16 protein-coding genes, 2 pseudogenes and 1 other annotated feature are annotated in these 21060 nt (G+C 34.5%); of the genes and pseudogenes, 4 read left to right on the top strand and 14 right to left on the bottom strand.

Annotated elements, in window-relative coordinates; all coding sequences use genetic code 11:
- Positions 1-129: 129 nt before the first annotated feature.
- Positions 130-615, bottom strand: a complete 486-nt coding sequence (locus EGX95_RS10435; protein ID WP_001143419.1) for a DUF2798 domain-containing protein — start codon at positions 613-615, stop codon at positions 130-132.
- A gap of 203 nt (positions 616-818) precedes the next feature.
- Between EGX95_RS10435 and EGX95_RS10430 the strand changes: the two genes are divergently transcribed.
- Both EGX95_RS10430 and EGX95_RS10425 read left to right on the top strand, forming a co-directional pair.
- Positions 819-1421, top strand: coding sequence for a DUF2441 domain-containing protein (locus EGX95_RS10430; RefSeq protein ID WP_001005240.1), 603 nt, complete (start codon positions 819-821; stop codon positions 1419-1421).
- Between the two features lie 33 nt (positions 1422-1454).
- Positions 1455-2396 (top strand): nucleoside hydrolase, encoded by a 942-nt coding sequence (locus EGX95_RS10425; RefSeq protein WP_012580672.1) that lies wholly within the window; start codon positions 1455-1457, stop codon positions 2394-2396.
- Positions 2397-2558: 162 nt separating this feature from the next.
- On the opposite strand, the gene EGX95_RS10420 is transcribed toward EGX95_RS10425, so the two are convergent.
- From EGX95_RS10420 to EGX95_RS10400, 5 genes and pseudogenes are all read right to left on the bottom strand, one after another.
- Positions 2559-3425, bottom strand: a complete 867-nt coding sequence (locus tag EGX95_RS10420; protein ID WP_001184076.1) for an MBL fold metallo-hydrolase — start codon at positions 3423-3425, stop codon at positions 2559-2561.
- A gap of 108 nt (positions 3426-3533) precedes the next feature.
- Positions 3534-3878: pseudogene (locus EGX95_RS10415) on the bottom strand (DUF2185 domain-containing protein); the annotation flags it as partial.
- Positions 3879-4059: 181 nt separating this feature from the next.
- Positions 4060-5988, bottom strand: a complete 1929-nt coding sequence (ltrA, locus tag EGX95_RS10410; protein ID WP_000999901.1) for a group II intron reverse transcriptase/maturase — start codon at positions 5986-5988, stop codon at positions 4060-4062.
- Between the two features lie 775 nt (positions 5989-6763).
- Positions 6764-7045 (bottom strand): annotated as a pseudogene (locus EGX95_RS10405) (DUF2314 domain-containing protein); the annotation flags it as partial.
- A gap of 48 nt (positions 7046-7093) precedes the next feature.
- Entirely contained in the window at positions 7094-7864 is a 771-nt protein-coding gene (locus tag EGX95_RS10400; RefSeq protein WP_001193760.1) for a class I SAM-dependent methyltransferase, read from the bottom strand.
- 154 nt (positions 7865-8018) lie between these two features.
- On the opposite strand from EGX95_RS10400, the gene EGX95_RS10395 reads away from it, so the two are divergent.
- Both EGX95_RS10395 and EGX95_RS10390 read left to right on the top strand, forming a co-directional pair.
- Positions 8019-8756 (top strand): ZIP family metal transporter, encoded by a 738-nt coding sequence (locus EGX95_RS10395; protein WP_000440593.1) that lies wholly within the window; start codon positions 8019-8021, stop codon positions 8754-8756.
- An 82-nt stretch (positions 8757-8838) separates the two neighbouring features.
- Positions 8839-10539 (top strand): pyruvate oxidase, encoded by a 1701-nt coding sequence (locus tag EGX95_RS10390; RefSeq protein WP_000467231.1) that lies wholly within the window; start codon positions 8839-8841, stop codon positions 10537-10539.
- Positions 10540-10582: 43 nt separating this feature from the next.
- Here the strand turns inward: EGX95_RS10390 and EGX95_RS10385 are convergent, their stop codons facing one another.
- From EGX95_RS10385 to EGX95_RS10350, 8 genes are all read right to left on the bottom strand, one after another.
- Positions 10583-11587: an ABC transporter permease subunit gene (locus tag EGX95_RS10385; RefSeq protein ID WP_000267884.1), complete on the bottom strand. Its 1005-nt coding sequence runs from the start codon at positions 11585-11587 to the stop codon at positions 10583-10585.
- Between the two features lies 1 nt (position 11588).
- The gene (locus tag EGX95_RS10380) at positions 11589-12455 is read right to left on the bottom strand and encodes an ABC transporter permease subunit (RefSeq protein WP_000929037.1); all 867 of its coding nucleotides are present in this window, start codon (positions 12453-12455) and stop codon (positions 11589-11591) included.
- Positions 12456-12509: 54 nt separating this feature from the next.
- Positions 12510-13781: an MFS transporter gene (locus tag EGX95_RS10375; protein ID WP_255254330.1), complete on the bottom strand. Its 1272-nt coding sequence runs from the start codon at positions 13779-13781 to the stop codon at positions 12510-12512.
- Positions 13782-13924: 143 nt separating this feature from the next.
- Positions 13925-15805 carry an FtsX-like permease family protein gene (locus tag EGX95_RS10370; protein WP_000897880.1) on the bottom strand — a complete coding sequence of 627 codons (1881 nt, stop codon included), beginning with the start codon at positions 15803-15805 and terminating at the stop codon, positions 13925-13927.
- A gap of 11 nt (positions 15806-15816) precedes the next feature.
- Positions 15817-16584, bottom strand: coding sequence for an ABC transporter ATP-binding protein (locus tag EGX95_RS10365; protein ID WP_000106430.1), 768 nt, complete (start codon positions 16582-16584; stop codon positions 15817-15819).
- A 252-nt stretch (positions 16585-16836) separates the two neighbouring features.
- Entirely contained in the window at positions 16837-18756 is a 1920-nt protein-coding gene (gene thrS / locus EGX95_RS10360) for a threonine--tRNA ligase (protein WP_000663066.1), read from the bottom strand.
- Between the two features lie 303 nt (positions 18757-19059).
- Positions 19060-19283: a binding site (T-box leader), on the bottom strand.
- A 124-nt stretch (positions 19284-19407) separates the two neighbouring features.
- Complete coding sequence (gene rluF / locus EGX95_RS10355) at positions 19408-20115, bottom strand: 23S rRNA pseudouridine(2604) synthase RluF (RefSeq protein ID WP_001222168.1); 708 nt, start codon at positions 20113-20115, stop codon at positions 19408-19410.
- A gap of 185 nt (positions 20116-20300) precedes the next feature.
- On the bottom strand, positions 20301-20921 hold the full coding sequence (locus EGX95_RS10350) for a YdbC family protein (RefSeq protein WP_000925145.1): 621 nt from the start codon (positions 20919-20921) through the stop codon (positions 20301-20303).
- Positions 20922-21060: the final 139 nt, after the last annotated feature.

The raw sequence follows: 21060 nt of genomic DNA, 5'->3' as shown, positions 1-21060 counted from the left end.
CCTAATTTTCATAATGTTTTCACCTAACTAAACGTATGATTTAGATTATCTTCATTATGCATGCTACAATCTTTCAATAGATCACATTTAATATTATATAATTTTTATAATTAGATAATACAAATTCATTTACGCTACTTTTACAGCTTTATTCTTCAAAATAAACTTTGCAAATAAGAAACGCACAAGTGGCCCCATAATAATTAATTGTAATGGATAAGCCATAATGAAATTTTTAATAAAAATTGTAAAATAAATTGAAACAAATGAATCTCCTTGTAGTCCACCATGTAAATGCATCATAGCCATACCGAAAAATGACATAAAGAACACCATTCCGATTACCATAGTTGTCGCCATTGCAACGATAATATTTATTTTCTTAGATTTGTCAAATGGCAACATGAATACAATTTTTTTCGCACAAGGTCCAACGATACATATTTCAACTAATAGTGCAATAATAAATCCAATTAATAGCTCTAATGCAATCTCCTTAATATGAATCTGTCCTCCTGATCCATTCATTAGTAAATTGTAAAACGTCATTACGATAACCATCCCAAGGCACATCATCATACCAAATTGGAGATTTTCCTTTCTTGTTGTTGGCAAAATTCATCATCCTTTCTCTTTGAGTCTTTGTCATTATATCGATATTGGAAACCTCTTCGTAAGTGAACATTTTGTGAACAAATTTAAAACGTTTTCATATATTTTCTTTGCTTTCAACTCAAATTCTCACTTTTACTTATAAAGGTTTTATATATTTCAATGTTGAATTACTAAATTGAAACATTACTACTAGGAGGAGAACCATGAATGAACAAGGATTTTTCGTATATCATATCGTAACAAGGAAAAAAATGAAGATCGGACAAAGCATTCAATTTAATAAAAATCAAACGAATACGCTATTCCACTTCTTTTTTGAAAGAAAACATTTAAATTCTAATGGTAAAGATTCTATACAAATTTTAAAAGAACATTATACAAATGAAGAATTACATATAAAGAATGAAAATGCTACAGTCGTTATGAATTACATGGATCAAACAATTAGAGCCATTAGAGAAACGATTGTGGAAATGGTTAGGCTGCAAGAATATCCTGATTATCCATCAAGATTGTCTTGTTTATATGCTGCTAAAAGCTATGAAGATGCTTTAAAATGGAAAGCATTATTTGATTCTTACAATCGAGAAGTTTTGCAGATTGTTAAACTACGAGTAATCGGAAGTTCTTTTGAAGGTGACGGGAATCTTTTACCGAAAGAAGATGCTATTCCTTTTTCTCAAAAAATGGAACAAGCTAGAGAATATTGGAAAGGAAATGTGAATAACGAACTCCCTGAGCTACTCATTAATGGCGAAATTGAAGTAGTCGAAATTATTGATGACTTCTCCTCAATGCATGTTTAATTTCTAACTAAATCAAATAGGATGGAGATTACAATGATGAAAAAAGTGTACTTCAATCATGATGGTGGTGTAGATGATTTAATTTCACTATTTTTATTACTTCAGATGGATAATGTCAAACTTACAGGTGTTTCAGTTATCCCTGCTGATTGCTATTTGGAACCAGCAATATCTGCAAGTCGCAAAATTATTGATCGCTTCGGCAAAGAATATATTGAAGTAGCCGCATCAAATTCCCGTGCGAAAAATCCATTTCCAAAAGACTGGCGGATGCATGCATTTTATGTAGATGCTTTACCAATTTTAAATGAGGCTGGAAAAGTTATAACACCTGTAGCAGCAAAGTCTGCACATCATCACTTAATAGAAACGCTTCTACAAACGGAAGGAAAAACAACTTTATTATTTACGGGACCCCTAACTGACCTTGCTCGTGCATTATATGAAGCTCCCATAGTCGAAGATAAAATTGAACGTCTCGTTTGGATGGGTGGTACATTTCTTACCGCAGGCAATGTACATGAACCAGAGCATGACGGAACAGCTGAGTGGAATTCATTTTGGGACCCTGAAGCAGTGGCTCGTGTATGGGAATCAAAAATTGAAATCGACTTAGTGACACTAGAAAGTACAAACCAAGTTCCATTAACTATAGACATACGTGAACGTTGGGCAAAAGAACGAAATTATATTGGTGTAGACTTCCTTGGCCAATGCTATGCGATGGTTCCTCCCCTCGTTCACTTTTCAACGAACTCTACTTACTACTTGTGGGATGTACTAACAACTGCGCTTGTCGGAAACACTAACCTCGCAAAAACTCAAACGATTAATAGTATCGTTCATACATACGGACCAAGCCAGGGGCGTACAGTGGAATTTGATGGTGGGCGACCTGTAAATGTAGTATATGATGTAAACCACAATGGATTTTTCAACTATATAACTGAATTAGTAAAGAAAGCTTCTACTTGAACCACTATCTATACGAAAAATAAATAGAATGACACCCCTCCAGACAATGATTCCCCATTTAGAATTTGGTTGAAACTACATATTTAAGTATTGAAAAGAGTATTGAATTAAATTTCAATACTCTTTTTGTGCAATTTAATTATATTGGATTCATGTCGTGTCTTATTGATTATTCATTTCATAACCATTTACAAAAAACGTTATTGTTTCTAATTCATCTTCATTTAATTCTCTATCTATGTCTCGTTTATACGCTTCCTTTATCTTCCCTTCATCGCCTTTATGTATTTCAGTATAAGTTCCTACTGTTTTTAACATACGAATCTCTTGTAAAAACTCCTCTCGATTTATCGCTTCCCCATGAGAGAGAATATATGTCTCAGCATCAAATTTTTCTAATTCATCTATTAATGCAAACGTTCTTTTCGTCGTATAGTTCCACTTCGAAGAAAAAATATCTGCATATATACAGTCTCCTAAAAACAATATCTTTTCTTCTTTTATGTACATAACAACTGAATCATGTGCATGATCTCCGCCCACATGTTTTAACACGCAGGTCACCTCACCAAGGTCTAATTCAATTTGATCCTGGAACGTTAAGGTTGGAAGAATAATTTTAATATTTCTCGCTTTTTCTTCAAACTCTTTTTTGATGCAATCCGCACAAAATGCAATTTCCATACCCTCTTTTACGCGTGCGTCCAACGCTTCATCTGTCCATTCATAAGATACTATTGCCTGCATTTCTTTTTTCGTTTCAGCGTGTGAAATAGTTAATGCATTCTGTAATACAGATAATCCAAAAATATGATCCCAATGCCAATGCGTTAGTGCTACAAAATCAGGATTCGATACATTTTTTTCTTTTAACATTTCTAAAAATAATTGTGCATGTTCCTCTGAATTCCCTGCATCGATCATTAACGTTTTTTCTTTTCCAATGACCATTCCTAATATAGGTCTATCTGTTTCAGAAACTGGTGTCATATACCAAAATGAGTTTCCTATTTTTTTAATTTGTTGCATCATTTGTTCCTCCATTTACTATTACTCTCTTGAATTATTATCTGTAGAACCTTTATCAAGCACATAGGGTGAAATTATATTGCTTTCTTTAAAACGTAATAACTTTTTCTATCCATTTAAATATGCATCCCAATCGTAGTCTTCAATTTTATAGAATCTACCTTCATCATTTCTTTCATATGCACATAAAGGTGGTTCCTCAAGAAATTTTAAAATAGAATCATCTATATTCAAAATGACTCCAATTGAAATAATTTGAAAGTTTTTAGGATTATTGACATAGTCATCACTTTCATAACCACTCAGTATCGACCAACCAGAGTCACCTTTTTCTCTTGAATCCTCTTTAAGCATAAAGTTAAATTCTCTTTTTTCAAGTACATCATTACTAACAATTACCTTCGTATCAAAATAAAAATCCCAATCTTTTGAAGATGGATCGTCATATTCCGTATATTGTCGATAGGTAAGTCTTTGAGGTTATCTCCAACTTTTCCCCCGATCCGCACGGTACGTGCCACTTTCACGGCATACCGCGGTCCACCTATATTGTAGTTTTCTTTTCATCTAATAATGATAAGCTCTAAGCAAACAACGCTAGTTGTTCATGTTCCATATCCACTTCATTTTGTGATTACATACAGATTTCCTCATTTTTGACTAATTTCCGCAATTTATTAAGTTTGCCTAACTGTTCCTCGTTGAGTTTTAATTTATTGAGGAATTGGTTTATGGTTTCTATATTGGTCGCGTGTATTAGTGTATGGACACTTGGCTTGATGATGGTAAGATTTTTGTAGCTGTCATCCCTTGTTTCACTCCATAATCGCTTATGGTGACAGTGGATGTCCCAAGGCGAGAGTTTCTCACCTGTTACACTGCATCTTCCTTTTTGTGCAATATAAAGAGAAATTCGATTATCATTGTATTCTATGGTTGCCCGTTCATTTATAACTGGGTTTTCTCTTAACCATTTCAGTTCCGCTTCGGTTATTTCTGCCAAGTTTTTGTGTATAAGGGCTCGTCCTTCTGCGGTGTATCTGTTAATAGATTGCTTTTTCATCATCGGTTTTTTGTGTTGAATATAGGAGATTGGTAAAATAGGACATTTCATGAGAAATCTCATCGCTTTTGACTTTAGGTATGGTTTAATACCTCTGTCTTTCCCTTTATATTTCCCTATATTCGTGTATCCGTTTGTGTTGCTTTTTCCTCTAATTTTTGACTTTGGGAATCTGTTATACATCATGTGACCAAGACTATGGTTCATTTTACTGAAATCCAGGGAAGCATGCGTTGCTATTTTATAATAGTTGTGCTTACCAATGACCATGCTGTTGTATATACTGATTCTCTTAATTGTTTCATTAGAGTTTGGGGTTCTCTGTATCCTTTTCACTTGTTTTGCTAAATCTTGTTTTGTTTTTTCCAGTGCTTTTGGAGAGATGTGTGTTACTGCAATGTATCGTGTGTTACCGTTCTTCTTACCTTTCTTTACAGCCTTAAGAGTGAAACCTAAGAATTCACTCTGTTGCTTTTTCAGATTGGTTACTTTAGACTTTTCGGTTGAGATAGGCAGTTTTAGACGTTCTTCTAACCACATTTGAGTTGCTTCGAAAATTTTCTCCGCATTCCTACGTGTATTTGTAAAGATTTTAAAATCATCTGCGTATCTTACGATATACATTGGTTTCATCTTGGATGTTTTGGATAGACAATATGTTACAGTGTCATTACTCCAAATCCCATCTTTCAATCTCGGCTTTACCTTCTTGGCTTTGAAAGTTTCCCATTGATTACTAATCCACCAGTCAAATTCGTTAAGGTTAACATTGGCGAGTAGTGGACTAAGGATACCACCTTGCGGGGTACCTTTGGTCGGAAATATCGTTTTGCCGTTAGGCAGTTGCACTGGCGCTTTCAATATTTTCCGGATAATGACTAGTAGTTGTTTGTCACGAATACCCAGTGTCCATAGTTGGCGCATGAGTTTGACGTGACTTACTTCGTCAAAGAATCCCTGAATGTCTATATCCACCACATATGTAAGGTTTTGCTGATTTACCCGTTTTGTTGCGTCTGCTATAGCATTTTCAGCACTTCTGTTTGGGCGAAATCCATGACTTCGGTTACAGAAGTGTGCTTCACAGATAGGCTCCATTACTTGTAAGATGCATTGTTGGATAATCCTATCCCACATACTTGGTATTCCCAGAGGTCTGGTTTTCCCATTGGGTTTCGGTATTTCCTTGCGCCTTACTTTCTGCGGTTGGTAGTTTTGAAAGCGTCTTTTTACTTCGTTCAAGAAATAGCTTTGTTCCATTCTCTCAATATCCTTAATGTTTACATTGTCACAAGCTGCTGTTTTACTCCCTTTGTTTCCTTTAATATTACGAAACGCGAGGAGTATATTTTCATCTGATATAATGATAGGCATTAAATTTTTAAAAGAATTTTTCTTTGTTGCCTTCTGGTATAAGTTATCTAAGAAAGTTTGGATACCGTAGTATTCGTTGTGTCTTAGTTTCTTATTCTTTGGCGTGGACTTAGTTCTATCATTCATGGTCTATCACCTACTCTCATATTGATTTGGTGACCTTTTGAGTCTTACCAGAATCCATGCAAGATTAGATGAAATTTCAGTTCCTACAAATAGGCTTGTGGCTGTTCCTCCAATTCCATTACAGAATCTTCAACGGTCGTGCCACTACTCTCACCACTATTAAGAATACTTCCCTCGGTTACCCGTTTCGTATTCAACTATATCCGCCGATAGAGTCATAGACCCAACGTTAGTGGCTTTCGACGTTCCGTTCAGACTATCGTTGTTTTAAAGATCTTTCAATCTCCGATTTAGGTGCTTGCTTTACCCCGTGTCTAGCTCCGTTGCCTGTAACAACGTTAGGATTGGTCACTATGCGATGTTTCCAATCCATTAGACAAGTCTTATTTTCAGACTCCGAATCATTTCTGACCCGTAAACCTATCGAGGTGTACATTCGCAAGTTCGTCAGTGTTTACACATTCTCACCTTGTCGGTTGACAGCATACGGTACTTAGTTAGTTCCAGCCGGTTTATTATTCCTGCTGGCTTTCGGTTATCCATATAGACACTACGAACCGTAACCGCATGTTTTACCCTGCTTCCAACATCTCACTCTGCCGAGTGTATGCAGTTGGGAATCTCACTGGGAGAGTTTCGGGGCGTTACTCCTTCATTCCTCTCACTCGCCTGAACAGTTATCCTACTCTTTATTGTTTTCGATGTTTCTACAATTAAGAATAGTCCTCGTTGTCGCCTATGCTCCCGCATTACTTACTCGAGAACGTCTCGCACCACATATATTTTCCATCCCAAATGAAATTTTATCACCTATTTTTAAATCTAAGCGATATGGTTCATTGCTCAGTTCCCCTACAAACTTCTTCTCATTTCTTTCAATGATTTCAACCCACATTCTTTCACCATTAAATCCATCTTCTTCCTCATTTTTAGATACAAAAATTAGCTTTACCAAATCCCCAACCTTTAATTTCTCCAAAACTTCTGAGCTAGGAAGGTAGAATGTATAGGGCGCTTCTTTATTTAATTCATAAACATTATCTAAGTACCAAGTCATTTTTTCCTCTCCTTAAAGGCTTTTCACATTCATATTTTTAAAATAATACTATTTTTTCTTCCGGCAGACTACTACCATAGAATAGCAATCTTCTCCCAACTCATTGCCTTCCCAATCATTATATATATGTAATAATTCAAAACCATTCGCTACTAATAATCTTTCTAACTCCTGCGGGTACGTATAACGAAGATCTATCGTTGTTTTTATTTCCTCTACTAGAGTATCCCCCTCATAAAACCTTCTTGTTGTTATGTAGTGCTGTATTTGTTGAATTGAATCGTATGTCATTTCAGTATATAAATCACATTTTCTTCCCTTTTCATCATTAACAGTTGTCCAATATTCTTCTATAGATGGTTGTATTAATTCTTCTTTTGAAGGGAAACGTGTATCGAATATGAATATACCATTCTCAGCTAACACATGATGAATAGATGTTAATAATTGATTTTGATGAATATTTGTAAGGAAATGCTGGAATCCATGCCCCACCATAAATGCTAGCGAAATGGTATCTTCAATGTTCAATTGTAAGCAGTCTTGTTGTAACCATTTTACCTTCTTACAATCCGTAGTTTTTGTCTTTGCTTCAGCAAGCATGCCTTCATGTATATCTACACCAATCATTTGATATCCATTTTCTATAAATGGAATTGTAACCCTTCCTGTACCACAGGCAAGATCTAGAATCCATTCATTTTGTATATGTAGTTTTTGTGCCCATGATAGTAAAAACGGAAAATCTGATAAACTTTTATTTTCTATATCATATCGTTTTGGATTTTCGTATTCAGATAAACTCCATTTTGTTTGCAAAATTATTCCTCATTTCATATTTACACTTAAATTTAATATATAAATTATAACGAATTATTAGTTTTTTCTCTATAATCAAACACAATTACTTGGACTAATCTAACTTTCCTTTTCGTAAGCTAAAAATAAGGTGGAAGAATCGGAGTGTGATACGATGGAACGATTATGGATTCCTATGATAGTTACATTTTTTTCATTTGGTGGCTTATTATTAGGCGGTGCTGTTGGCATTGCTACGCGCCAGCTAATTGAAGAAAAAATGCATCGTTTATATGCATTATGTGGCGGAATTTTACTTGGACTCTTACTACTTGAAATTATTCCTGAAACATTTTCAAGTTATGAAATGATTGGACCTATACTTGGTATGGCTATCGGTATTTTAATTATGAGCTTATTAGATAACTATTGTCACCATCCAATGATACATACAAAAGATCAACAAGCATGGCAAACTTTCCTTTTTCTCTCTTTCGCTATATTTATTCATAATTTGCCGAGTGGATTTGCTTTAGGTACTGCTTTTATTAATCATGCTGACTCTGCCATACCTTTTTTAATAGCAATCGTCGTTCACCATATTCCTGAAGGCTTAGCATTAATTATCCCCTTTCTATTTACAAAACATAAATATATTTCCTTTTTATTAACAACTTTATTACTATCTCTTATTCTCGGTACCGGTACAGTTTTTGGCATTTTAATGGAAGGAAAAGCGCTTCATTTACAAGGACTCATTATGGGAAGTGCTATCGGTTCACTTGGCTATGTCACAATTCATGAAATGCTTTGGAAAGCAAAGAAGCAGCTCTCTTTCCTTTCATTTTTAACATGGGCATCTAGTGGATTTTTACTAATAACAGTATTTACACTATTCGCTGGTCATCATTAAAGATAATAATATTATCATTTGTATATTTTTCCTTTTTCTCCAAAACATAATAGTATCTACCTAATTATAAGGAGGAACAATTATGTTTGGAAAAACAGCCGGTGAAGCATTAGTTGATTTATTAATTGACTGGGGGGTAGAACACATATACGGTATGCCTGGAGATTCCATCAATTCTATCATTGAAGCTTTAAGAAAAAAACAAGATAAAATTAAATTCATTCAAGTTCGCCACGAAGAAGCTGGTGCATTAGCAGCGGCTGCCTATGCGAAATTAACAGGAAAACTTGGCGTTTGTATGGCAATTGCAGGACCTGGTGCTATTCATTTATTAAATGGTTTATATGATGCGAAACTCGATAAAGCCCCTGTTCTAGCAATTTCAGGTCAAGTAGAAACCGATTTACTCGGAACGGATTTTTTCCAAGAAGTAAATTTAGAAAGAATGTTTGATGATGTCGCGGTTTATAACCAGCGTATTATGTCAGCAGAGCAACTACCTGCCGTAGTGAATCAAGCAATTCGAATGGCTTATACGAAAAAAGGTGTATCCGTTCTTACAATTCCAGATGATGTCCCGAAATTCGAAGTAAAAAATGGTGCTCGTATTACAAATACTTCTTTTACTTTGCCTGAGTTGTTTCCACAAAAAGAAGATTTAGATGCAGCAAAACTCGCAATAAATGCAGCGACAAAACCTGTTATTTTAGCTGGTAAAGGAGCAAAACATGCGAGAGAATCTTTACTTGCATTTGCAGAACATATTGGTGCTCCAATCGTACTTACATTACCAGCTAAAGGCGTTATTCCAGATGAACACCCTCTTTGTATTGGTGGATTAGGATTAATCGGAACGAAACCTTCTTATGAAGCAATGAAGCATGCAGATACTTTAATTATGGTTGGTACTTCTTATCCGTTCACCGGTTTCTTACCTGAAAAAGCTAAGACAATTCATATCGATACAGATCCTGCCCAAATTGGGAAACGTTATGCGACAGATATTGGTTTAGCTGGTGATGCTGAAAAAACTTTACGATGGTTAATTGAAAATGTTGAAGAACACACAGACCATTCCTTCTTAGAACATTACCAAGACATGATGAAAAAGTGGGAAGAAAAATTACACGATCAAGAAGAAGACTCTTCCATTCCAATTAAACCACAACGCGTTATGCATGCTCTGCAGCAAGTAGCACATGATGACGCAATTCTATCAGTCGATGTCGGAAATGTAACAGTATGGACAGCAAGGCACTTCCGTATGACAAATCAACAATTTATCATTTCTAGCTGGCTCGCAACACTTGGTTGCGGTTTACCTGGTGCTCTTGCTGGAAAAATTGCATTCCCGGATAAACAAGTATTTGCAGTTTGTGGTGACGGTGGTTTTGGAATGACAATGAACGACTTCGTAACAGCTGTTAAATATAAACTACCAATTGTTGTCGTCGTATTAAACAATAATAAAATTGCGATGATTAAATTCGAGCAAGAAGTCATGGGTAATATCGAATTCGAAACAGACTTAACGAACCCTGATTTTGCAAAATATGCAGAGGCGTGTGGAGGTATCGGATACCGCGTTGAACATATAGATGAATTACTCCCAGCTTTTGAAAACGCAGTAAAACAAAACAAACCATGTATTATCGATGTAGTTGTAGATGCTAACGAAGCACCAATGCCAGCAAAAATCACATTTGGTCAAGCTGCTGGTTATACGAAGCATATGATAAAAGAATTATTTGAAGAAGGTAAGATTGATTTACCACCACTATAAACTGAAAAAGATAGCTGAAAACAAGTTGCTTTCAGCTATCTTTTTATTTTTGTATCTCTCTATAAAAAGAAAAGTCATTCGTAGTTGGTTGTACTTGTTTCTCTGCTTGCACTTCTCTACCTTTCCGCTCTGGCCTTCTCGTATTTCCTAACTTAATCGCATCTTGCATACTATTACTAACTAGATTTCCTGCGAGAATTGTCATACTATAAAAAGCAATCGGTATAAGTACAATCCATGTATGTGTAGTTAAATGGCGGAAGTTTTGACCAATTAGGCCAGTCCATTCTTTTGTTACACTATCTGGATCCATTCCACTGAAGGTTATTGTTCCGCCAAAAAATAATTGTAACAAACCAAGATGTAAAAGAAGTAATAACGTACTTACAAATTGTTGTGCTACTAATAAAAGAAATGGTGGTAACATATGAGGCCATATATGGCGCTTCAACCTCTGCCACTTACTACCGCCGAGCACAGTGGCTGCCAACATAAATTCTTCTTTCTTAATACGTTTTACTTCTTGCGCTACATACAACATTACTGTGGGTACAGCGAGACATACAAGAACTATAATTTGAAATGCCACACGCAAATATAACGGCACAACTTCTGCTCCACTATCAAACGTTAATACTTCATTTAACATAAAATAAGAAATCATAACCATCGGTACAATACTAAAAGGATCAAAAAAGGATGAAATAACTGGAAAAGAACGTTTACCATACATACCAAGAAGTAAACCAATTCCCCCTCCAACTATAACTCGTAAAATCGCTATAATTATACTTGCACCAACTGTCCATTTTGCACCTTCTATTATTAATTGAACAAGGTCACGACCTTTCACATCACTTCCAAACCAAAATTTACTTGATGGTGCAAATGGAGCTGCCTCTAGTTCCCCTTTTTCGTTATACATCATCGTAAGTTCACGAATATTCCCATCAAAAAACAACGTATATCCAATACTAACAATCATTAGTACACTCAAAAAAGTAATACCTATCCAAAATCTCACATCTCTTTTTACAACTTGCCACATGTTACACACGCTCCTTTATAACATTTTGTAAGAACGTATGTAATAAACGAAACAGTATAAAAAGCGGTACGTATAATATTACTAGACTCACTGTAAATATTTCTAATTTCGAATTTTCTTTTACAAAAACAAACATACCGTACGTATTAAATATCCATTCAATAATATATAAATTTGATAACATAAATAAAATATTTGTTTTTGCATAATAGATCGTTGTTAACAAAACATTTCTTGAAATATGATGTGTTAAAATATGTCTTAAACTAAGCCCTTTACTTTTAGCAAATAAACTATAATCTTTCTCTAATTCTTCTTTAAACCGTAATAACAACAGTTTAATAAACAATAATGTTGTTGGTATTGTAAGACATATAATTGGTAACAAACGTATCCTTTCTTCCCCTAATCCAGCCAGTTTGATCGGCATAAATCCTGTTTTTTGAAACATAATTACGACAAGAAGTTGCGATAATAAAATAAGTAATATATCTGGTATACTCTCAAGCGTAAGAAAAATCCCGTTCCACATTTTCTGTTTCATATGAGAACGCTGTAATACCCAAATGACAAGTATATACGCTATAAGCAAAGAGAGTAAAAAAGCTGAAAGAAATACAATCATCGTTTCAATATAATGAATCCATATTTGCGGAAATAATTTTCTTGAGTCTCGAAAACCATATGTTATTTCACCTGGTTGTAGTAACTTCCCTCCAAGAAATACAATCGTATTCCAAAAACCGATTAAATCAATTTGTAATCCCTTAAATAAACGTGGTAGCGCTCCTAGGCAGATTATACATAAAATTGCAGCTACTAGTTGTAAACAAGTAATCCCACACCACTTAACCATTCGCATCAACATAACAATTTCCCCTTACCATACGATAGAATATTCAGAAATAAAAAACTAAATATATCACATCTCTTTAGCTACTGTATGTACTTGCTTTTGCCCACTTGGTAAAATAGCTTGATATAAACATGTAACAAACAATAATAAACCAAATAAAATAATATACAATGTATCTGCAAGAATCCATTTTGGGAATAACATCGCTATCGCACCGAGAGATAAAAGCTGGAATCCTGTCGTTAATGGACTAAGCAAGCTTTGTACACGCCCCATGAATGACTCTTCTACAATTTCATACATCCAGCCCGATATTGCAACATTAATAAACGGTAAAAAGAAAGTCGCAAAAGCGATACATACATAAAAAGACCATACATGATTTACAAAGTAACACATACCGAAGAAGATCCCTGAACCTGCCATACCAAATACAATAATAGGTTTAGGAGCATATTTCTTACCTATACTCGTTGCTACTATACTTCCAATTAATAATGAAATCCCTCCAACTACACCGCCCACCATTGCTAAACTTTCATACGTTGCTGGTGCCAATTTGTATTTTAATATGTAAGTAGTAGATACGCTTAAAATACCATTTAATAAACCAAACACGATAAATCCTAAAAGTAATTTTTTTAAAGTTTCATTTTGGTATATATACTTGATCCCTTCTTTAAACTCTGTTATTAACATCTTCAAATTAACTTCTTTCCATTTTGTTCTCCCATTTGGTAAACGAACTTTTTCTGGAATGGAGATCGTTTGAATCAAAATACCACTCATAATAAAAGTGAGCGTATTTACTAAAATGCTCCCGTAAATTCCAAAAGTCCAGTACACCATCGTTGCAATTCCTACACCAAACAAAGCATACAAACTATTTACCATTTGATTCATACCCGCTGCTGCACCGTATTGGTCTGATTCAACCACTCCCTGTATCATCGACTGTTCTGATGGAGAGAAAAATTGTATACATGCATTTTCCAAAAACAAAAATATAAAGACAAGTATAATCATCCCGTAATAAAGCGAAATTAGGATTCCAATATTACAGAGCGAACAACATATATTACTTATCGTACAAATACGTTGTCTATCAAAACGATCCACTACTGTCCCTACTAATAGAAAAAAGATTAATGCAGGTAACGCAATCATAATTTGCGTCATTGTTGCGTAAACTGGTTGTTTTCCGTATTGATCTAACAAGTAAAACATTAAAGAAATTCCAGCAATCATAGAACCGAGTCGTTCTAAAATATTCGCTAGAAAAAATCGTGCATACACTTTGTTGCGAAATAACTGTAGCATTTCTTTCATATTTCGTATCCTTTCTCTCGACAAAATAGTATTATTTTAGTCATTTCTCGGAAGTTATATTATATTTTTCGACCATTATCCAATCTTTTCCTTCTGCATAGAGAACATTATGAAAAAAGCCCTTGTTTTCAAACAAGGACTCTTTTCATAAACTATTTAGCTACTTCTTCTTTCGGCATTACCATACCTTTATAAAGTTGAACAGTTATCCAGTAATAGATGAAATAAATGACTAAGAAAATCCCAATTGGCACCCACACTTTTACAAACGGGTCAACTAATATGAAGCTAAATAAGTTAAGCCCTACTAACACGTGAGAAATACCAATGATTGCTGGGAAGATAAATAAATATGAAATTTCTTTATATATACTTTTCGTTAACATACTACGTCTCACACCGATTTTTCGTAACATTTCATAACGTCGTACGTCACGAGAAGCACCTGTTAATATTTTGAACATAAGGGAACTTGCCATCATTGCTAAAAATGCAATTCCGAGGAAAAATCCCATAAACATTGTTCCACTCATGAAGCTGTTCATAAATTGATAAATTGTCATTTTCGTAAATAAGTCTACTTTTGTACCTGTTGTTTTTTCAATTTGTTCTTTTTGTCTCTTATCTATTTCGATCAACAACGGTTTATACTTTTTCATATCATCTACTTTTGCTAATGTTACAGTGTGTTCTGTTTCTTGAATTCCTTTATAATGTGCTTCATCTGCAATTCTTACAGGTTTTCCGTTAAATTGATTATGTGTAATTTGTATTTCTCTTACAATTGCATCTTCCCAATCTCTCGGCATACGAGGGAATTTTGCTGATTCAGGAGCCTCTAAAGCAGAATATACAGGTTCAGTTAAAGGTTCAGTCACACGTTTACGAACAGGCTCTTTTAAAGTTTTTGTATCAAAGTGGTCTGAAACAAGTGGCGGTTTCGCAGTTAAATCGTTACGTAAGTAATAAACCGCTTCTCCATCTACTTTATACTTGTACTGGCTTTCTTCCACAATTTCCATTTCTTTTAATGCAGCTGTATCTTGTTCATTTGGATCATGAATTACGACATCATATACACGTGAGAAGTCTGTCATAATACCTACATTTTTTTGGAATGCCATACCTGCAGTCATCGCACCTGCGCCTAATGCAATTAACATTGCTACAGTACCTAATACTCTCGATAAGCTATTTACTCGAAAGCGTAGCTGTGCATATGTAAAACTATTTAAGCCCGTTTCATTTCGTTTTTTATTCCCTTTAATTTTCATCACAAAAAATGGGAGCAATGAACTAAAGATAAAATATGTTCCAAGTGTTGTAACGATTGTCGCTATTATAAAACCGAGTTCAGCAAACGTTTTTATATTTATCATAAAATAGTATCCTGTACTTACTAGTAATACACCAAGTACAGTCATTATAATAATGCGAGTTTTGCTTTTCTTCACTTCATCTAGTGTTTCATCTTCACGTATTAATTCTAATTCTGTTTTACGTAATAAGCGGATGCTATTCATTAAACCAGTAATAAAAAATAGTACTAAAAAGAAAATAGCTGTAACTATGATTGCTGGTGTATATACAGATGAATAACTACCCTTTGCTGAAATTTCCATACCATTCATTAAAAAGTTTCCTGCTACACTTGCTAGTAACATCCCTACTAAAATCCCGATAATAATACTAACAATACCCATACCGAATGTTTCAATAAATAATAATTGTGCTACTTTTTTCTTTTTCGCACCAAGCATCATGTACATACCGAGTTCTTTTCTTCTTAACGTGAGTAAGAAAGAATTGGCATATATAATATAAAATACAGTGATGAAAGATAATAGTATTGCACCTACCCAGAATACGAGTCTAATACTACTAATAAGACTATTATCCTTCGTAAATTCACTATTCATCGCCATCGTTTGGAACATGTAAAAAATACTAATACTAATAACGAGACCGATAAGTAAAACCATATAATCTTTTAACATCTTTTTCATACTATGACGTGATAATTTGAATAACATAGTCTCGCCCCCTACTTAGACTCAGCAGCTGAGCCCATATGAGCGAGCACACCTAAAATGTCTTGATAGAAACTTTCTCGCGTTCCTTGACGCTTTAATTCTTTATATAGAAGACCATCTTGAATAAATAATATACGCTCACAATAACTCGCACTAAATGCATCGTGTGTAACCATCAAAATACTTACATTGTGATTTTCATGTAAATCTTGCATCGCTTCTAATAAGCTTTTTGCATTTTTACTATCAAGTGCTCCTGTCGGTTCATCTGCTAATACGATTGCTGGATTATGTACTAAAGCTCGTGCTGCCGCTGTTCTTTGCTTTTGTCCACCAGAAACAGCAGTTGGATATTTTGTTAAAATTTCAGTAATTCCTAATTTCTTCGCCACCTCATTTACCTTTCCAGTAATCTCACTTGAAGGTACACCTTGCAGAGAAAGTGGTAAAGCAATATTTTCATAAATTGATAAGTTTTCTAGTAAGTTAAAATCTTGAAAGATGAACCCTAATTTTTGAGATCGAAAATCTGATAATGCATTCCCCTTCATAGAAGTAATATTTGTACCAGCTATTGTCACACTGCCACCTGTCGCTTGATCCAATGTACTAATCACATTCAGTAAAGTCGTCTTTCCAGATCCAGAAGGACCCATAATCCCTACAAATTCCCCTTCTTTAATACTTAATGACACACCCCTTAATGCTTTTGACTGATTCTCATTTCTTTTCCCATACGTTTTTTCTACACTTTCTACAGTAACTACATTTGTTGACATCTCTTTCACTCCATCCCTTTTGTATAAATTTAATTTCTCACACATTTCTTATCTTTTTCTCATGTAAATTCTTAAGAATTTTTTAATTCTTCAAACTAAAAAGGTTATACAGATAACATGAACCTATTTCCTACTTCATATTCTCATCTTTCTACAACTCGTTCCTTCGATTTCGCTTACATTTACCTTACATTTTTGTAAGGTAAAAAAGAAAACACACCATTATGAATTGGTGTGTTTTCTCTTTAAACTCTATTTCCGATTATTTATTTCCTCTTTCATACTTTCCACAAATCCATTTAGTTCAACAACTTCTGATTTTTCTTCCCCATATTTACGTACATTTACAGCTCCGTTCTCCATTTCCTTATCCCCAATAACAAGTACATAAGGAATTTTTTGCATTTGTGCTTCTCTAATTTTATATCCTAATTTTTCATCTCGTACATCTCGTTCGACACGAACACCAGCTTGTGCTAATTTATCCGCAACCTCATCTGCGTATTGTACATGGACTGCATTCGAAACTGGAATGACCTTCACTTGAACTGGCGCTACCCATGCCGGGAATGCGCCTCCAAAGTGCTCAATTAATATCGCTAAGAAACGATCTAAAGATCCTAATACTGCCCTGTGAATGACAACTGGTCTTTTCTTTTCATTCTTCTCATCTATATAATTTAAATCAAACTTTTCGGGCATTTGGAAATCTAGCTGGATTGTTCCGCACTGATGACTTCTATTTAAAGCATCTTTAATATGGAAGTCAATTTTCGGTCCGTAAAATGCACCGTCACCTTCATTTAGTCTATATTTACAATTCAATGAATGTAATACATTTGCTAACGCCGCTTCTGCTTGTTCCCACAACTTATCATCACCCATTGAATCTTCTGGACGAGTAGAAAGTTCTACTTCATATTCAAATCCAAAAGTTTTATATACATAATCGATTTGCGCCATTACAGATTTGATTTCATCTTCAATTTGTTCTGGAGTTACAAATAAATGTGCATCATCTTGGCAGAAAGTACGTACTCTTAATAATCCGTTTAACGCCCCACTAAATTCATGTCGATGCACTTGACCAAACTCACACATACGAATCGGTAATTCGCGATAAGAATGCAATTTATTTTTGAACATTAACATATGACCTGGGCAGTTCATTGGTTTTAATGCAAAACTTTTATTATCCACTTCTGAGAAATACATATTATCTTTATAATGTCCCCAGTGCCCTGATCTTTCCCATACTTCTTGGTTCATCATGAATGGAGTGCGTACTTCTTGATAATTATATTCTTTTTGAATTTCTCTTAAAAAAGCTTCTAATTCATTACGAATAATTTGACCTTTCGGTAAATAAAATGGCATTCCCGGAGCCTCTTCAGAAAACATAAATAACTCAAGCTCACTCCCTAATTTACGATGATTTCTTTTTGCTGCTTCTTCAACGAAATGTAAATACTCTTCTAATTCTTTCTGGGAAGAGAATGCAACACCATATATGCGCTGAAGCACTTGATTGTTACTATCTCCTCGCCAATATGCACCGGAAACGTGAGTTAATTGAAAGGCTTTCAAATAACCTGTAGATGGTAAATGTGGTCCTCTACATAAATCTACAAATTCACCTTGCTTATATAGTGTTACACTTTCCTCACTAGGAATTGCTTCTAAAAGTTCTAATTTCAAGCGATCGTTCATTTCTTGAAACAGTTTAGCTGCTTCTTCTCGAGAAACCTCAACTCGTTCTATCTTGATATTTTCATTTATGATCTTTTTCATTTCTTTTTCAATTTCCCGTAAATCTTCTACGTTTACACTACTTGGAAGATCCATATCATAATAAAATCCATTTTCAATTACCGGTCCTACACCAAGGTTTACATTACCATAAATTCTTTTTATAGCTTGCGCTAAAATATGTGCCGCAGAGTGTCTTGCAATTTCTACACCTTCATCTGAATCTATAGTAACGATTTCTACTTCCGCATTTTCTTCAATATTACGGCGTAAATCATATAACCCATCATTTACTTTCCCTGCGACTGCTTTCTTTTTTAAGCTACTGCTAATGGATCCCGCAATTTCTTCTAAAGTAATTCCTTTTACAAATTCTTTCACACTACCATCTGGAAATTTAATTTCAATCATTTGTTCTTTCATTTTTCATCTCTCCATTTCATAATAAAAAGCACACTCATCCCTACAATAGGGACGAGCGTGCTTATACCCGTGGTTCCACCCAGATTCCCATCATAAAAAACATAATGGCTTCATTTACGGTAACGTCGTTTACACGGCACTAGATACTTCATTTCCCCAGTGCAGCTCTAAGGTGGTAAGTTATTTTTCTGCGTTAGGAAGTTCTCAGCTTTCCTTCCTTCTCTGTATAACCGGGGAAAATAACTCGTGTCCTTTTCTTCGCTTATTATGAAATTGAATGCAAAAAAGCATATTCATCCCTAAAATAGGGACGAATATGCTTATATCCGTGGTTCCACCCAGATTCCCATCACAAAAAACATAATGGCTTCTTTTGCGATAACGTCGCTTACACGGCACTAGATACTTCGTTTCCCTAGTGCAGCTCTAAGGTGGTAAGTTATTTTTCTGCGTTAGGAAGTTCTCAGCTTTCCTTCCTTCTCTGTATAACCGGGGAAAATAACTCGTGTCCTTTTCTTTGCTTTTTTAAATACATCCATTAATTGTTATTTACTATATCTTATTCATTTTATTTTTGCAAGTGTTTGGAAAAGATTTTTTATTTAATAAAAAAAGAAACCAAAAAATGTTTTTGGTTTCTCCTTCTCAATTTTACCACTCTTGTGGTTCGTAATTTAAGTCTGCAAATAGACGGCGTTTCTCTTTCTTCGTTAAATCTCTCCACTGTCCAACCGGTAAATTATTTAATTCAATATTCATAATTCTCGTACGTTTTAACGTATATACTTGATACCCTAAAGCTTCACACATACGGCGAATTTGACGATTCAATCCTTGTGTTAAAATAATTTTGAACTCATATTTTGATAACTGTGTGATCTCACAAGGAAGTGTTTTTGTACCTAGAATTTTCACACCAGCTGCCATTTTTTCTAAGAAATCAGGTGTAATTGGCTTATCTACTGAAACGATATATTCTTTCTCATGTTTGTTTTCAGCACGTAAAATTTCATTAACAATATCACCATCATTCGTTAACAAAATTAAACCATCTGAATCTTTATCAAGACGTCCAATGTGACTAATTCGTAATGGATGATTCACTAGATCGATAATATTACCTTTTACTGATTTTTCACTCGTACATGTAATACCTACTGGTTTATTTAAAGCGATATATACGTGATCTCGAGCAATGCGAAGTTGCTCTCCATTTACGCGTACATCATCACCTGGATTCACTTGGTCACCAATTTTTGCAACCTTACCATTAATAATTACTCTTCTCTCATTAATTAATTTATCTGCTCCGCGTCGAGACGCTTTTCCAGCTTCACTAATAAATTTATTGATACGCAAATTAGGCACATCCTTTTCTAAAAAAATTTCAAGCTCACACTGCTTCTACCGTACAATAAAAAAGGGTAAGCCTCCTATTATAACTTAAATATATTAACATGAAAGGGCATATAACGTCTTCTATTAATTACTTATTTATAAGAAAATATCTTTATTATACATTCATTTATACACTTTTTCCGTGCTTAATATACAAACCATTCTTCCTTACATACAACTTGTTTACCTCTCATATCTTCTATATCTTCATGAATATTAGCTAGTTTATACAACTCAGTTAAAATCTCTTCTACATAATTTTGATGTGCCATTCCATCTTGCCAATAAGTTAACACGATGTAACGATTTTCATTTTGTAAAGACTTCCCAACTATCCCACCTAGCATCCCTTTTATATTTTTCATTCCTTTATTCCAAATTGTTTCTTGTTTATGTAAAAATTGCTTTTCTTTTTCTTCCTTTACATCACATACAGCCGCCCTTACGAAGGATCCTTCTGTAACAACGTCTTTCAAAGGCACTTCTGCTATATCATACAATGTTTGAAATAATTCGATTTCACATGAAAGAAACGTATCCTCTTGATTACTATTTAAATAAATTGTATCGTGAGCACCATTCATAAATGATTGATATGCATTTCTATCTTCCCATAAAGTAAATACACATGCCTCATTTTCATGCCACCCACCAAATTGTCCATGAAATCCATCTAGATGCTGTATATCACGCCATTTTTCTTGTGCTTTTGAAAACAATTCCTTTTTCTCTTCTTCTACCTTACAATAGATTGTTTTTAGTAGCATATCTAATTCCCCCTTATCTTACATTCCATTTCTCATCTGCAATACTTTCTACTTTTCCCCTAAACGAACATTATTTTTACTCTCTATTTCTTCAGCTCTTATATGTATTAAAGAGGACCATTTCATCTCGTATCCTTGT

It is taken from the genome of Bacillus sp. FDAARGOS_527, assembly GCF_003812125.1.
Classification (GTDB): Bacteria; Bacillota; Bacilli; order Bacillales; family Bacillaceae_G; genus Bacillus_A; species Bacillus_A paranthracis.
This window is presented reverse-complemented; position numbering and strand designations above follow the sequence as displayed.